Here is a 14,636-nt window from a genome sequence, read left to right on the forward strand (position 1 = left end):
CGTAGAGTGAGCGTGCAGCTCGGTTTTCGTCTTTGGCTTGAAGTGCCTCTCGACGCTTCATCAAAGTTTGTCCCCACCTGTCAGGTGAAGAGTCTAGAAATATGCCAAAGTTTCCCAGCTCAGGCTTAGGAAAAAAGGGGTGATCGTCCAGTGATAAGTCTGGATCAAGGACAAATGCGCTGGGGTGTTGCAGCCATTCTCGGTTGTAGTGAAACCTGATTTGCCCTCGGTCATGTGCCAGGGTACCGACGAGCATGGGTGGGGCCAAGTCGCAATCCAGCCAGACCTCGAGCATTTTTTTGGGGGGAGTCATTGGGTCAACGCCAAATCTTGAAGCTTTCGGCCGACTTTGTCGTCTGCAGCCAGTTGCTTGATGTCTCCGTCTAAGCCTAGGACCGCGAGTACACGAAGGTAAGTGCCAAGCGTGGCGCCGGCGTCACCCTTTTCAACTTTGTATAGTGATGTGCGAGAGATACCGGCACGTTGAGCGACCACCATGCTGCTGAGTTTGCGGCGTAATCTTGCGAGTTTCAGTCGCTCGCCCAGGTCGGTGAGGTTTTGTTGCTCTTGTGGAAAAACGGGTGGTGGTTTTTTAGGCATGTTTCTATTATGGACATTAAATTAATATTTTGTCCAAAATAGATTTATTTCTGTGGTGGCAGTTCAGCCAACTTGGTTGAGGTGGGGCGAAGTTACTTGATGCGAATGATGCGCCAGCCATGGTCCATTTTTCGAAACACAAACTTCCTGGGCACATTGCGCGTTCTGACGAAGTAATACGAAAGCGCTCGTAAGCTGTGCGCTTTCTTCATGTCTTCGCAAAAAATGCTGTCACCGATATCTAGCTTTTCAATCGTGACGATGTTGCTGCTGAGCGCTAGGTTGTTGAGTTCGAGTCTCTCGATGATCATGTGCTTCTGCCCAAAGATGTACCTTGTCAGAATCGGCATGACCTCCTATTTCTTAAGCCGCTTTGCGCAAAAAATTAATTGATGTATTGCTTGAGCAAATACGCCACCATGTCTTGGGACATATTGGCTTGCGCCAGCATGGCCATCGCACCGTTTTGTTTGGTTTGGGCCACCGCCAATGCGGTGGTCTCTGTGGCTAAGTCATAGTCCATGATGTTGCCGTAAGCGGTGCTGGCATGGGTGCTGAGGTCTTCTTGATAGCTGCTCTGGTAGCCCATCCGGGTGAGTTGTGCGCCTGCAATGGCTTGGTAGCTTGAAACCATATCGATGGCATCTTGGAGGGTCGCGATTGCATTGCTGCCGCCAGTGGCGGTAGAAATGTCTAGGTCTGACACCTTGGTGTCGCCGGTGGTTCCGCCATAAGTCCCCTCCCTGAAGCCAACAGTTTCTAAGCTGGTGTTGCCATTGGTGCCTGCGGCCACGGTGAAGGTGGAATCTGAGCTTAAGGTGACGGTTGCACGGTAGGTTTCGGCCGTTGCGGCAGTTTTGGCTGCTGTATTCATGCCCGAGATGCCCAGGGTGGCGCCAACGCCATCTGTGCTGCCAATTGAAATATTGCGGCCATCCGAGGCGGTCAGGGTGACACCACTGGTGTTATTTGTGGCGGTGACGCCGGTAAGGCCCGTGTAGGTGTTAAGCAACGTCACTACGCTCGCGATGCTGGTCAATGAACCTGCCGCGATGGTTTGACCATTTAAGAAAATTGAGGTGACGCTACCCGCTACAAACCCCGTGCCCACCACCACATTGGGGTTCACGGTAGCGGTGACGCCGGTGTTGGTGGTTTGGCGGTTGATGGCAGCTGCCAGGGCGATGCCACTGGCCACTTTGGTGGACGAGGTGGCTGTGGCATCTGATGCCGTGTCGTCTGAACTGAACGAGGCGCCAATGGCGTAGCCATTGATGGTCATATCGCCACTGGTGATGGCCGTGGCCGCGGAGGTGGAACCACCTAAGTTTTTACTGGCTACTTGAGCTGTATTGGCCGAGTAGGTGCCAAGTGCCAAGTCGGCATTGGCCAAGGTGCCGCCCACGTTGCTGCTGATGACGATGTCGCTTTGGTCCAAGCTGCGCAGGGTGTAGGTGCCGGCATAAGTACCCGCCGCTGCCACGCCCGTGTTGAGTTTGGTCAGGGTGCCACTGTAGGCAACGGTGATGTTGCGGCCGTCGCTGGCCGTGAGGCTTACACCTGAAGCCGTGCTGTAGTTGTCAACGGCCGTGACACCTGTTTGGCCGGAGTTGCTGTTGATCGCAGTGACCACAGAGGCACGGTTGGTGTCGTAGCTTGTGCCAGCCAGGGTGACCGAGATGGCGGTGCCATTGATGATGATGGTTCCTGTGGCGGTGGCAGACGACGTCATGGTGGTGCCGCCCACATCGGTGGTGCCAGCGGTCGCCTCGACATTGGTGGTGCCAGATATCAGGTTGATGGCCGCCGCTTTGGCAATCGCGCTGCCGGAAGCGGAGGCGTAGGAGGTGGTGTCGTAGCTGGCCAGCGAAGCCCCCACGGTGTAGCCATTGATGACCAAATCGCCTGAGGCTAGGGCGGTGGTCGATGCACCGAGTGAGCTCAGTGCCAACGCATCGCCAGAGCCCAAGGCTGACGACAACACGGAGCCAAAGCTCAGTGTGGTGGTGTCGCCGACGTTGATGCCACTTTGAACTTTCAGGGTGGGCGTGTCGCCATTGAGCAAAGAGGTGCCGTTGTACAAGGCGTTGTTGGCCAACGTATCAATGTCCTCAATGTAAGACGCAAACAGGGTTTGATTGCTTGCAAGCGTGGTGCTGTCTGTCGAACTGGCGGAGGTGGTGGCCAGTTCCAGCATGGCTGCTAATGTGGTTTGAATGCTCGACAGGGCCGTGTCTACGGTGTTCACTGCCGTAATTCCGGCGTTGATGTTGCCCACGGCTTTGGCATAAGAAGCTATTTTGGCGGCCCATTTGTTGGCGATGCCTATGCCCACGGGGTCGTCTTTGGCGCTGTTGACCTGCAGTTGTGTGCTGATGCGCGTGCTGGCTTGCGCGTAGGCCGTGCTTGCCGTTTTATAGGCATTGGCTGCAACGATTGCATTTGTATTGGTTCCGATGATCATGGCTTCACCTCATAGACGTTGGGCAACCTATCGGCAATGTTTTGCCGGTGGCAAAGCAAGTATGTGTGAGAGCGAAACCTGAACTTTAAAAACTTTAGCGATCTTTACACTTTTTACATTTTTTAAAGGTGTTGATAGTGTCGTTGAAACATGGCATACGTTTTGCTTTGGACAATTCATGAGCCAACGCATTTCGGCGAATGGCATGTTTTTCCGACACTTCAAGCAGGAGCTTTCCATGACCCTTATTCAAGAATTGATGAACCAAGCCGCCGTGGGTGGTTTGTTGAACGTCCAGTCAATCCAGCGCTTCACGCCTGCTGAGATTCGCGAAACCATTCAATCGTTGGTGGCGACAGAGCAATTTGATTTGGCCAATGCCTTGGGTGATGCTGGCATGAGCCTGCATCCACACAGCGCAGACATTTTGGCGATCACGAGCTTATTGGCCATGATGAACCAAGACTGGTCTTTGGCGGTTGAATTGATCGACGAGTTGATTGAAATTCAAGGTGCAACCACACCGGCATTTACCCACGTGATGTTGGTTCGTGCTTTGCGCTGTAACTTAGATCCTGCTCGCGCACTGGCTGCAGCCCATCAAGGTTTGGCGGCTTACCCAGAGCACACAGAATTGACGGCAGAAGCCATCGACCTCGATGCTTATGCCGACACCATGCAAGCCCCTAGCGGGTACGTCCACTAATTGGCAATTGCCGCTGGCAAAACTTAGCCGCTTTCAGCGAACAAAGCTTGCCGCAGCAAACAAAAGATTACTTTCAACCCCTTATTTGAACCGTCAAAAAAGCGCTAAAACACTTGGCACGCAGTTTGCTTTAGGGTTTGGGTAGTTAAAGACCGCATCGGTCAGGAGAATACAAATGGCAGTTATCAACACCAACGTCAAAGCGCTGTTTTCACAAGCAGCATTGAAGTCCACAGAGCGTACGCAGTCAACGGCTATGCAGCAGTTGTCGACCGGTAAACGCATTAACTCGTCACGTGACGACGCGGCTGGTATGGCGATTGCCACACGCATGACGCATCAGATTCGCAGCTTGAACCAAGCTGTGCGCAATGCGGGTGATGCTGTCACTTTGATTCAAACGGCTGAAGGCGCGACCAACGAAATCACGGACATGATGCAACGCATGCGTGAGTTGGCCATCCAAGCGTCCAACGGCACCAACGACAACAACCAACGTAGCTACTTGGACCTTGAGTTCCAGCAGCTGAAAAAACAAATTGTCCAAATTTCTGACAACACGGAATGGAACGGCTTTCCAGTCCTCAATGGCAGCACGGGCGAACGGGTGGGTATCAAGCCTGTTTATAAAACAACGTCTGAGCCATTGGTCGACAACAAAGTCAAGTTTGATGCTGCTCAGCCCACCACCACCTCTGCCACCGTGGGTGTTGCAGGCGTGAACCAAGTTGATACGGTCACTTTTTCTGCCATGGCCAACGGCGAAACCATCACGATTGCAGGTTTGACCTTCACCGCAAACCAAGCGAACACGGCCTCTGAAGTGGCTGCTGCGTTTGCCAACATTGCTGCTGGCACCGCTGCGCCTTTGTTGTCCAACCAGAAGGGCACTTATTCCGGTGCTTTGGCAGGTTTTAGTACGGGTAACAACACAGCCAGTACCGTCACAACCTCCAGCGTTGCGCAAGCGGCTACAGCCCCAGCTGTCGCGGTCACAGGAACTGCCACAGCAACATTGGCATCCCCAGCCACTGTGGTGGGTGTCCCCAATACGCTGGGTCGCACGCAAAGTTCGACTGTGACCTTCCCAGCACTGGGTGCAGGCCAGAGCATGACAGTGGCAGGTTTGACCTACACCGCCACAGTAGCCAGCAGTGGCTCTGAAGTAGCGACCGCGTTTGCCAATTTGGCAGCCGGTACAGTCGCAGCGACTTTGACTGGTCAAAAGGGTACTTATTCAGGCACTTTGACAGGTGTTAATACAGGTTCTGTGGCTGGCAGCGGTGTGACGTTCACAAGCACCACACGATTTACGGCCCTCACGCCCGTCACTGTGACGCCAGGGGGTGGTGCCTTGATGCCCACCATCACCACCGAACTGGGTGTTGCGGGTGGCGGTTCTTACTTGGGTGGCACGGCTACTTTTTCTAAGGCAGGTACCTTGTCCATCTTGGCCGCTGGCCCATCCTCAGTTTCAAAAGCCACTTACACGTTGGAGGATGGTCAAACTTTGGACATCTCCGCCAGCGTCACGATTGCAGCGGGTGTGATCACCTTGGACAAACTCAAGCTGGATCAAGCAGGACAAAACATTTTGTCGGGCCCTAGTACCGGCACTTTGACCATCACCCAGGTCGTCCCCGCCGGCACTGCGGCTGCATTTGCAGCGGCCGACCGCGTGTCCTTGAACGTGTCGCGTTCCTTGAGCAACTTGGAGCCCTTGTACGCCAGTGATGCGATCATCAACGGGGTCCAAATCGGCGCCTCTCGCGCAGCGGATGACTTGTTATCACCCAAGACCAACGCCATCGCCAGTGCCATCGCCAAGGTGGCGGCAATCAACGAAAAATCCCTTGCCACAGGCGTTCAAGCCACGGTCAACCCCAACTTGATGACCGGTGCAGCCATGTCGGGTTCGGGTCAAGCCACAGGTACGGTGCGTATCAACGGTTTCATCACACCCATGGTGACCACCACCTTGGACAACCCCCGCGATTCACGCATCAACATGGTGAAAGCCATCAACTTTATTTCTGACCAAACAGGGGTGAAAGCGATCGACACCTTTGCGGACAACAAAGGCATTACCTTGGTTGCAGCAGATGGTCGCAATATCGAAGTGATGTTCAACACAGCCAGCACTGACGCAGACTTCTCACGTTTGACGGGTCTGAATCAAGGCGTGCAATCAGGCAGCTACTCGTTAGAAAGCTCGGTGGAAACGCCGATCGACGTCACCAGTGGTACAAATGGCAGCATTGCCCGCGCGGGTTTGGAAACGGCCAAGTACGACAGCCAAACCTTGACCACCGTCACCTCTAAGCCACGTTTGCAGGCTTCGACGGTCAGCGATATCAAGATGCTGGCTGTGGGCGATTTGCGCATTAATGGTGTCGACATTCGCCCAGCTGTGCCTGGTGACGACACGCTGTCCAACACACAAAGTGTGACAAGCAAAGCCGTGGCCAGTGCCATCGCCACAGCGGCCGCGATCAACGCCAGCACTGCGAAAACGGGTGTCACGGCTGTGGCTGTTCCTGTCACCGTGACCGGCAACATCACCAGTGTCGCTTTGCCAACGGCGGCTAACTTGGCAGCTTCGAACAACGTGCAGTCCTTGTTCATCAACGGTGTGAACGTTCAAGTTGAGATGTCGTCGACACAAACAGAATCGGCACGTCGCACCGCTGTGGTGGCTGCGATTCATAAAAATGCAGGCTTGACGGGTGTCGATGCAGAGGACACCGGCAACGGTGGCGTAACCTTGAAGGCGGTCGATGGTCGTAACATTTCGATTTGGTACGACAAAACCAAAGCCACCGCCGGTAGCTTCGGTTTGGGCTTTGGCACAGAGACCAACAACCCATCTGGTGTGACGGGTATTCCCAACGCCACCCAGTTGTCCACTACAGCAGCGACGGCCTACGGCTCTATTGCTTTGCAATCGACCAAAGCCATCACCGTGGAGCCGGGTGACAACGGTTTCAACTCGGACGGCGACTTCAACAACCTTGGGTTCTCTCAAGGCACCTTTGGTGGTGAAGTGAACGAGGCGACCTCTAAGATGAGCCCACCACGCACAGGCCGTTTGGCCTTCCAAGTGGGTGCCAATGCCAACCAAACGATCAACATCGACTTGGCCGACTTCGGCAAAGGCGGTCCGATCACAGGTGAAATCACCTGGGACGTGGACTTGACGCCTTTGGGTGTCAACCAACCGATTCCTACGCCTGACGCAGGGGGACCCAAGTTGTTTGGCAAACCTTTGACACGCACGTCGATCAGCACCATGGATGGTGCCCAAGCGGTACTTTCCAAGTTGGACTCAGCTATGGACAAGGTCAACCAAACCCGCGCTACCATGGGTGCGGTGATGAACCGACTGGACCACGTTATCAACAACCTGTCCAACGTGTCGATGAACTTGTCGACATCGCGCAGCCAGATTGAAGACGCCGATTACGCCTCGGCTTCGACCGAATTGGCGAAAAACCAAATCATGCAGCAAGCTGCGACAGCGGTTTTGGCGCAGGCCAACACCAGCCAGCAGTCTGTGATGAAGTTGTTGGGCGGTTAACCGAGCCCCTCCTGACGCTGTGAAAGCTGAAGAGGGCGCTTCGCCTGGACCCAAATTGTCTAAGTCACCCAACTTACCCAAGGGCCCCAATTGCTGGGACTGTCGTTACTTGACGACCACCTGGGACGTGAATGCGCCGTATGGCTGCAAGTTCATGGGTTTTCGTTCGCGTGTGATTCCCTCGCTGGAAGTGCTGCGCACGGACGGCCGTTTTTGTGGCGCGTTTGTGGCCAAACCTCCCCGTGTAGAAAAAAAGACAGACAAGCCTGTCGAGCAACCGTCGGATCGTCAGAAAACTGACTTTCGCAGGCCTGTTGTGCGCATCAACTTAATTACATAGGTTACAAAAACACCTGGCACGCACCTTGCATAACAGTCTTACCTTTATTTCAGGCTGTTCAAAGTGATTGCTTCTTCTGTCAACGTTATTCATGCCGTGTGGTTGGACCCCTTCAGTCCACTGCAAGCGGCAGATCGCGCCCAGCTGGATGCCGCCGGTATCAGCTTGCAAACCGTCTCAACATTGGGCGACCTCACCTTGGCTTTGCGCCGTGCGCATGTGTTGGTGATTCGTCTGGGCGACAGCGCTGAGCTGTTGCAAGAAGTTCAAACCCTCGTGGCCCAACTGGGTCACACCGTGCCTGTGCTGTGCCGCGTCGAGCGTCGTCGCCTAGAAGTGGCTGTGGACGCGATGCGCATGGGCGCTTTGCATGTGTTGCCTGCGGACGAGTGGTCGGCTGGCGCTTGGCAAGATGCCGTCAAAGGCTTGAACGCCCCCGAACTCAAAACCAAGAGCTACGTGTTTGTGGACCCGACCAGCCAACATTTGCTGGCCTTGGCCCAACGTGTGGCCCAAACTGAAGTGACCGCCTTGTTGGTGGGACCCACGGGCGCCGGTAAAGAAGTGTTGGCCCGTGTGCTGCACGAATCGTCACCGCGCGCCAAAGGCCCGTTTGTGGCCTTGAACTGCGCGGCCATGCCTGAGCATTTGATCGAAGACATGTTGTTTGGCCACGAGAAGGGCGCATTCACCGGCGCTTTGAAAGAGCACAAAGGTTTGTTTGAACAAGCCCATGGCGGCACCATCTTCTTGGACGAAATTGGCGAGATGCCCATGAACTTGCAAGCCAAGTTGCTGCGCGTCTTGCAAGAGAAAAAACTCAACCGTTTGGGCGGCGAAGGCACCATTGACCTCGATGTACGTGTGGTCGCTGCTACCAACAAAGATTTGAAGCTGGCCATTGAGCAGCGCGAATTCCGCGAAGACTTGTACTTCCGCATCAGCACCTTCCGTTTGCGCATCCAGCCTTTGAAGGACCGTCCAGGCGACATCGTGCCATTGGTGGCCCAGTCTTTGGCGCGTCATGTCAAGGGCGGTGTGCCGTTCACCGTGACCGAAGATGCCCAAGTGTTGTTGCAAAGTTACCCTTGGCCCGGCAATGTGCGCGAACTCGAAAACGTGGTGCAACGTGCTGTCGTGTTGTGTGGTGGCCGCACCATCAGCCCTGCACATTTGATGTTTGACGATGCGTCCATGGACGACCAAGCTTTGCCCGCGCTGCACGCTGCGCCTGCTGCGTCTGTCATGTCCGCTTTGAACGAGGCCTTGGCCCAAGCCATGCCGGTAACTCAAGAACCGCAGATTCCTGCCTTCAACGCGGCTGTGGCTGCGATGGCGCCCATCGCAACACGCGACGCGTCTGCCCCTGTGAATTTGGGCCATGCGGTGAAAGCCAGCGAGCACCAAGTGATCATGGCTGCTATTCAAAGCACCGAAAGCCGCATGGAGGCTGCTGCCAAGTTAGGCATCAGCCCACGCACCTTGCGTTACAAACTCGCGCAGTTGCGCACCTTGGGTATGCCTGAAGGAGTGTCCGCATGATTGACCGTATTTCTAACGCCAACATCATGTCGATGATGGAAACGCTGCGTGCGCACCAAGCGCAGGCGAACGGACCGTCATCGCAGGTGAGCGAAGCCAGCTCGGCCAAGATCGAAGGCCAGTCGAACTTCTTTGACTCGGTCAAAACCGCGCTCGACAAAGTCAACGACACGCAGGCCAAGTCCAGCGCCATGTCGGACGCATTCGACCGCGGCGAAAACGTGCCCCTCACCGATGTGGTGTTGAGCATGCAGAAATCCTCGCTGGCTTTTGAAGCCACTTTACAAGTACGCAACAAGGTGATGAAGGCGTACGAAGAAATCATGAACATGCCGGTGTAATCTGGATTGAGAGACTGATATGGCAACTGATACCCTGAACATGAACCCCTTGGCCGTCGCCTCGTCGGGCAACGACAACTCAGCCATGAGCACCACGGCTGGTGGCGCGAGCAGCAAAGCCAGCAACAGCAATTTGCCTGCCTGGCTCAACGCCAAAGAAGGCCCAGGCGCCTTTGTGGGTGACATCTTGCGTCAGCCCACGGTGCGCAAAACGCTGCCCTTCATCGTGATTTTTATGATGCTGCTCTCGATTGCCGTGTTTTTCACGTCCATGAAGCCCACGCCTTACCGTCCCTTGGTGTTGATGCTCAACGACGCGGACAAGCAGTTGGCCATCGAAGCCCTGAAAGCCGGTGAATTCAAGCCTGAAGTCGATGCCAACAGCGGTCAGCTGTCGGTGCCAACCAGCCGCTACCAAGAAGCCCGCATGTTGTTGGCCTCTAAAGGTTTGCCACGCACCGAAGCCTCGGGCATGGACAACCTCAAAGACATGCCTGCCATGACCACCAGCCAATTCATGGAGCAGGTGCGTTACAACAACGCGATGGAGCAAGAGCTGGCGCGCAGCATCACGCAAATTGGCGGCATCAAGTCGGCCCGTGTGCATTTGGCATCTCCAAAGCAAAGCGTGTTTGTGCGTGACCGCGCTACCACCAAAGCATCGGTGGTGATCACCCGTTTGCCTGGACACAGCGTGTCGTCAGCCAACGTGCAAGCGATCATCCGTTTGGTCGCATCGAGCGTGCCCTACTTGGCACCCGAAAACGTGTCGGTGGTCGACAACTTCGGCAGCTTGATGAACGAAATGTTGGTGGAGCAGCCTTTGGGCATGACCTCGGCACAGCTGACACAAAAGCAGCAAATGGAAGACCTGTACCGCACCCGTTTGATCCAGTTGCTGGCCCCCATCGTGGGTGAAGCCAACGTGAGTGCCCAAGTGAGCATGAGCTTGGATTTCACACAAACCGAAATCACCACCGAAGACTACGACGCACAAGACAAAGGCCCCAAGACCCGCTCCGAGCTGTTTGTCGAAGACCGCAACAACCTGCGTGATGCGATTGGTATTCCCGGTTCGTTGTCCAACACACCTCCCGCGCCGACCAACCCGCAAGCGACCACCCAAACCAACGCCGACCCTTTGAAGGGCGTCAGCGAAAAGGGAACGCAAGTGACGGCGCGCAGCACCAAAAACTACGAACTCGATCGCTCGGTGCGTCACACCAAGGGTGCGATGGGCAACATCACCAAAATTGGTGTGGGCGTGTTGATCAACGAGCGTCCTATTCCTGCAGGCACGAAGGTTGAAAAGCCTGCCGATGGTTCTGCGCCTGCCACGTCGATTCCCTACACGGCTGAAGAGATTGAGCGTTTGAACCAGTTGGTCAAAGGCGCCGTGGGCTTTAACGCTGAGCGTGGTGACGCCGTGACGGTGGTGGGCACCAAGTTTGAGCCTCAAATTGACCCAACCGCTGTGCCTTGGTACCGCGACGAAAACTACCAAATCTTGGTGAACGCTGGTGTGGTGGGTGGCATCTTCTTGCTGGTCTTGTTGACCATCGTGATGCCCATGGTGCGCCGTTTGACCACACCGCCCGTAGACACCGCAGCCATCGCTGCCGCCGCTGCCGCCGCCGCTTCTGCTGATGCGCAAATGGCCATTGATGTGGCCACGGCCGAATCGGCTGCTGCACAAGCCAGCGCCAGAATGGCCAAAGAAGCTCATGAGGCTGAGATTGCTCGCCTCGCGGCGGAGGCCGAGAAGGCCGCAGAAATGGCCCGTGTCGCGGCTGAGGAACAAGCCGCTGCAGCCAAGGAAGAGGCGCTGAAGGCGGTGGAAGGTGACACGGATACCGCCAACATTGAAATTCAAGAAGGCGAGACGCTGGATGAAGTCAAAGCGCGCATGGCGAGCCTGAAGCCGAAGAAGCAATCGATCTCTGCTGATCTGTTGAACACGGCCAACTCGTATGATGACAAAGTGGCGTTGATTCGCATGATCGTGGCAGAGGACTCTACCCGCGTGGCGGGTGTGTTGAAGTCCCTGATTCGACCAGCTGCTTAAAAGAACAAGTGTGAGGAAAAAACATGGCTGATAACGACAACGGTGTTGTGATGACTGAGGCGCTGCGCGCCGAGCTCGCATCCATCACCTCAACCCAACGTGCGGCAGTCTTGATGTTGCTGTTGGGTGAAGAGCAAGCGGCAGACATCATCAAGTTTTTGAACCCCAAAGAAGTGCAAGCCTTGGGCGGTGCCATGGTGTCTGTGGCCGACTTTTCGCAAGATGCGGTGAACGTGGTGCTCGACGAGTTTGTGGAGCATTTGAAAAAGCAATCCACCTTGAGCATGGGCAACACCGATTACGTCGAAAACGTGATGCGACGCGCCTTGGGTGACGACAAAGCCGCTTCGGTGTTGGGCCGCATCATGCCCGACCAAGGTACCAAAGGCTTGGATATTTTGAGCTGGATGGACGCCCGCGGTATTGCTGACATGATTCGTGGCGAGCACCCACAAGTGGTGGCCATCATCTTGTCGCTGTTGGAAAGCGAAGTGGCAGCCGATGTGCTGAACTACTTGCCACCCGACACCCGCGCCGAAGTGATTCAGCGTGTGGCCAGTTTGGACACGGTTCAGCCGTCGGCCATGGCCGAGCTGGAGTCGATCATGAAGCAGCAGTTTTCTAAGAGCGCGTCGGCCCAGTCGTCGAGCTTTGGGGGCGTGCAGGCGGCGGCCAAGATCATGAACTTGACCAAGACGGCGCTGGAAGCCAGCATCATGAACGGTTTGAACGAAATCGACCCCGACTTGATGCTCAAGATCCAAGACAACATGTTCACGTTCGAGAACTTGATGAGCGTGGACAACAAAGGTATCCAGGTGCTCATGCGCAACGTCGAGCCCGACATGTTGATGATGGCCCTCAAAGGTGCCAGCGACGGTGTGAAAGACCGCTTCTTCGACAACATGTCTGAACGTGCCCGTGGCATGTTCCGTGACGACATGGAAGCCAAAGGCCCTCAGCGTATGGCGGACGTGGAAGAAGCGCAGAAGAAGATCATGCGCATGGCGCGCAAGCTGTCGGATTCCGGCGAGCTGGTTTTGGGAGGTGCGGACTTTGTTTAATCGGCCCAGTCCTGCACGCCCCACTCAGGTGTGGCATCCCAACTTAGCCGCATTGCCTGAGGGGAGCGATCGCGCTTTCACCACGCGCCGCTGGCAAGGTGAGGCAGTGCAAAGCTTTGCGAATGATGACTTTGGCCTGAACGGCTCAGGTTTCATGCTTGATGCTCGCCCGGTGTCGCATGACGCGATGTCCGAGAGCGCCCAGCGTGCCTTCAGCCTGCTGGACGATGTTAAGAAGCAGCATGAACTCGCTAAGAAAGCTTTAGAAGAACAAGAGGCAGCCAGCGCCAATGCGCATTTGCCTTTTGTGTTGGACGTGTATGAAGCGCCAGAGGTGAAACGACCTGTCCAGGCTGCGCCTACTTTGCATAAGGATGCAGGTGATGCCAAAGCGTTAGCTGTTGAGCCAGATTTGGCCGATCAGGGGGGCGGTGACGAGGTGACGCACGACGAGTTCATTTCTGATTCGCAGTTGTCAGCCCAAGCGCCTGTGGCCAATGACGATGTGCCGAATGACGACGTGCATGCTGCTCCGACGCGAATTGCTGCAGAGGTAGAGCCAGCCATCCCTGTCGGCATTCCGGCAGAAGAAGTGTCTCAGCGAGAGGCCGAGCAATTTGAAAAAGGCTTGGCCCAAGGTGTCGAGCAAGGCTTGGCTCAGGGCTTAGAGACAGGTTTGGCGCAAGGCCTCGAACAAGGACTGGCGCAAGGCCTCGAACAGGGTTTGGCCGAAGGTCGTGAGCAAGGCATGAAAGAGGGCTTGGCGTTGGCTGAAGAGCAAGCGCGTGAATTGCAAGCGCGGGCCGAGCAAGAAACGGCTGTCACCCATGATGTGATGACCGAGGTGTCTGCCAAGCTCAATGCGTTGTTGGAAGACCCGACCCAATTTTTTGAACCACTCAAGCGCTTGGCTTTGCACTTGGCCGAGCAAGTGGTGAAGTGCGAGCTACGCACGTCTAGCCATGCGGTGGAGCAGTTGATACAACGTTGCTTGGACGACCTGGACCACCCTGCCAAAGGTGCGGTGGTGATCGAGCTCAACCCAGAAGACAAGGTGCGTTTGCAAGAGGGCGGCAGTCCCTTCATTCAGGGCATGCGTCTCGACGCTGTGCACGACATGAAGCCGGGCAGTGTGCGTGTGTTTGCGAATGACATGATTGTGGAAGACTTGGTCGAGCACCGCTTAGAAGCGCTGGCGCGTACCCTGTTGATCGACGTGGACAGCTGGCGCAAACAGTCGGCCTTGGTCAAGCCTGAGGCACCAGTTGATGCTGAAGGACGGGCAGACCATGTCATGGAGGAAACTTCAGATGTACATCCCTGACGTGCTCAACACCCTGTTGATGGGGCTGATTTTCATGGTCATTGTGGTGACTGTGGTGCGCCCCATCATGCTCAACCTGTTGACGGGCCAAGCGAATCCGCAAGATGTGCAGCGCGCCGCGATTGAAGACGTGCACGCCCATGTGCAGCGTGCGACGCTAGAAGCGGCGGCCCATCGCACTGGAAAAATTCGTTACCAGCAGTTGTTGTTGGCGCTGCCCGAGCGACGTCAACCTTTGCCGCCACCCCCTATGGCGACTGAGGCAAACGTAGCCAAGGCTGAGTCTGACGTGGGCAATGGCACGTCCTCTGATGTGCAAGGTTCAAGCAACTTGGCAGGCGTGGATTCAGCTGCAGGTGATGTTCAAAGTTCTGCTGGCGTTTCCGATGCGCCCAAAGCGGGCGAGATTGAAATCGGCGAAGGCGAGTCTTTGCACGACATCAAAGAGCGCATCAAGCGCGAGAAAAAGAATTCGGCCAAGCCCACCATTCCGCCCGAGTTGCTCAACAGCGCGAAGAGCTACGAAGACAAAGTGGGCGTCGTACGCATGGTGGTGCAGCAAGACAACAGCCGTGTGGCCGGCGTGATTCGCGGCATGATTGAAGTGAACTAA

At 55.6% G+C, this 14,636-nt stretch carries 12 protein-coding genes and 1 pseudogene; 9 read left to right on the forward strand and 4 right to left on the reverse strand.

Annotated elements, in window-relative coordinates:
* Positions 1-40: 40 nt before the first annotated feature.
* From B9Z42_RS16410 to B9Z42_RS05295, 4 genes and pseudogenes are all read right to left on the reverse strand, one after another.
* Positions 41-313 (reverse strand): annotated as a pseudogene (locus tag B9Z42_RS16410) (HipA N-terminal domain-containing protein); the annotation flags it as partial.
* Positions 310-600 (reverse strand): helix-turn-helix domain-containing protein, encoded by a 291-nt coding sequence (locus tag B9Z42_RS05285; protein ID WP_100132327.1) that lies wholly within the window; start codon positions 598-600, stop codon positions 310-312. The gene B9Z42_RS05285 and the pseudogene B9Z42_RS16410, both read right to left, overlap by 4 nt.
* Before the next feature lie 92 nt (positions 601-692).
* Positions 693-911: a hypothetical protein gene (locus B9Z42_RS05290; RefSeq protein ID WP_143474040.1), complete on the reverse strand. Its 219-nt coding sequence runs from the start codon at positions 909-911 to the stop codon at positions 693-695.
* Between the two features lie 74 nt (positions 912-985).
* Complete coding sequence (locus B9Z42_RS05295; RefSeq protein ID WP_100132329.1) at positions 986-3,064, reverse strand: flagellin; 2,079 nt, start codon at positions 3,062-3,064, stop codon at positions 986-988.
* 238 nt (positions 3,065-3,302) lie between these two features.
* Here B9Z42_RS05295 and B9Z42_RS05300 point away from each other — a divergent pair, with 238 nt between their 5' ends.
* The 9 genes from B9Z42_RS05300 (at position 3,303) to B9Z42_RS05340 (ending at position 14,636) form a co-directional block, all read left to right on the forward strand.
* Positions 3,303-3,770, forward strand: a complete 468-nt coding sequence (locus B9Z42_RS05300) for a hypothetical protein (protein ID WP_143474041.1) — start codon at positions 3,303-3,305, stop codon at positions 3,768-3,770.
* A 175-nt stretch (positions 3,771-3,945) separates the two neighbouring features.
* Positions 3,946-7,347: a flagellin gene (locus B9Z42_RS05305; RefSeq protein ID WP_100132331.1), complete on the forward strand. Its 3,402-nt coding sequence runs from the start codon at positions 3,946-3,948 to the stop codon at positions 7,345-7,347.
* 55 nt (positions 7,348-7,402) lie between these two features.
* On the forward strand, positions 7,403-7,687 hold the full coding sequence (locus B9Z42_RS05310) for a hypothetical protein (RefSeq protein WP_143474042.1): 285 nt from the start codon (positions 7,403-7,405) through the stop codon (positions 7,685-7,687).
* A 63-nt stretch (positions 7,688-7,750) separates the two neighbouring features.
* On the forward strand, positions 7,751-9,229 hold the full coding sequence (locus tag B9Z42_RS05315; RefSeq protein WP_100132333.1) for a sigma-54-dependent Fis family transcriptional regulator: 1,479 nt from the start codon (positions 7,751-7,753) through the stop codon (positions 9,227-9,229).
* Entirely contained in the window at positions 9,226-9,570 is a 345-nt protein-coding gene (fliE, locus tag B9Z42_RS05320) for a flagellar hook-basal body complex protein FliE (RefSeq protein WP_100132334.1), read from the forward strand. The genes B9Z42_RS05315 and fliE overlap by 4 nt, the downstream gene beginning before the upstream one ends.
* Before the next feature lie 19 nt (positions 9,571-9,589).
* Positions 9,590-11,635 (forward strand): flagellar basal-body MS-ring/collar protein FliF, encoded by a 2,046-nt coding sequence (gene fliF / locus B9Z42_RS05325; protein WP_100132335.1) that lies wholly within the window; start codon positions 9,590-9,592, stop codon positions 11,633-11,635.
* A 23-nt stretch (positions 11,636-11,658) separates the two neighbouring features.
* Positions 11,659-12,699, forward strand: a complete 1,041-nt coding sequence (gene fliG, locus B9Z42_RS05330; RefSeq protein ID WP_199171986.1) for a flagellar motor switch protein FliG — start codon at positions 11,659-11,661, stop codon at positions 12,697-12,699.
* Positions 12,683-14,023 (forward strand): FliH/SctL family protein, encoded by a 1,341-nt coding sequence (locus B9Z42_RS05335; RefSeq protein ID WP_158235907.1) that lies wholly within the window; start codon positions 12,683-12,685, stop codon positions 14,021-14,023. Before fliG ends, B9Z42_RS05335 begins: the two co-directional genes overlap by 17 nt.
* Positions 14,010-14,636: a hypothetical protein gene (locus B9Z42_RS05340; RefSeq protein WP_100132337.1), complete on the forward strand. Its 627-nt coding sequence runs from the start codon at positions 14,010-14,012 to the stop codon at positions 14,634-14,636. Before B9Z42_RS05335 ends, B9Z42_RS05340 begins: the two co-directional genes overlap by 14 nt.

It is taken from the genome of Limnohabitans sp. B9-3, assembly GCF_002778325.1.
GTDB lineage: Bacteria > Pseudomonadota > Gammaproteobacteria > Burkholderiales > Burkholderiaceae_C > Limnohabitans > Limnohabitans kasalickyi.

Bases quoted from the DNA above. Each gene is read 5' to 3' on its own strand.
- B9Z42_RS05305 (WP_100132331.1), top strand. From the start codon at position 3,946: ATGGCAGTTATCAACACCAACGTCAAAGCGCTGTTTTCACAAGCAGCA.
- B9Z42_RS05340 (WP_100132337.1), top strand. From the start codon at position 14,010: ATGTACATCCCTGACGTGCTCAACACCCTGTTGATGGGGCTGATTTTC.
- B9Z42_RS05295 (WP_100132329.1), bottom strand. From the start codon at position 3,064: ATGATCATCGGAACCAATACAAATGCAATCGTTGCAGCCAATGCCTAT.
- fliF (WP_100132335.1), top strand. From the start codon at position 9,590: ATGGCAACTGATACCCTGAACATGAACCCCTTGGCCGTCGCCTCGTCG.
- fliE (WP_100132334.1), top strand. From the start codon at position 9,226: ATGATTGACCGTATTTCTAACGCCAACATCATGTCGATGATGGAAACG.
- B9Z42_RS05285 (WP_100132327.1), bottom strand. From the start codon at position 600: ATGCCTAAAAAACCACCACCCGTTTTTCCACAAGAGCAACAAAACCTC.
- B9Z42_RS05290 (WP_143474040.1), bottom strand. From the start codon at position 911: ATGATCATCGAGAGACTCGAACTCAACAACCTAGCGCTCAGCAGCAAC.
- B9Z42_RS05300 (WP_143474041.1), top strand. From the start codon at position 3,303: ATGACCCTTATTCAAGAATTGATGAACCAAGCCGCCGTGGGTGGTTTG.
- fliG (WP_199171986.1), top strand. From the start codon at position 11,659: ATGGCTGATAACGACAACGGTGTTGTGATGACTGAGGCGCTGCGCGCC.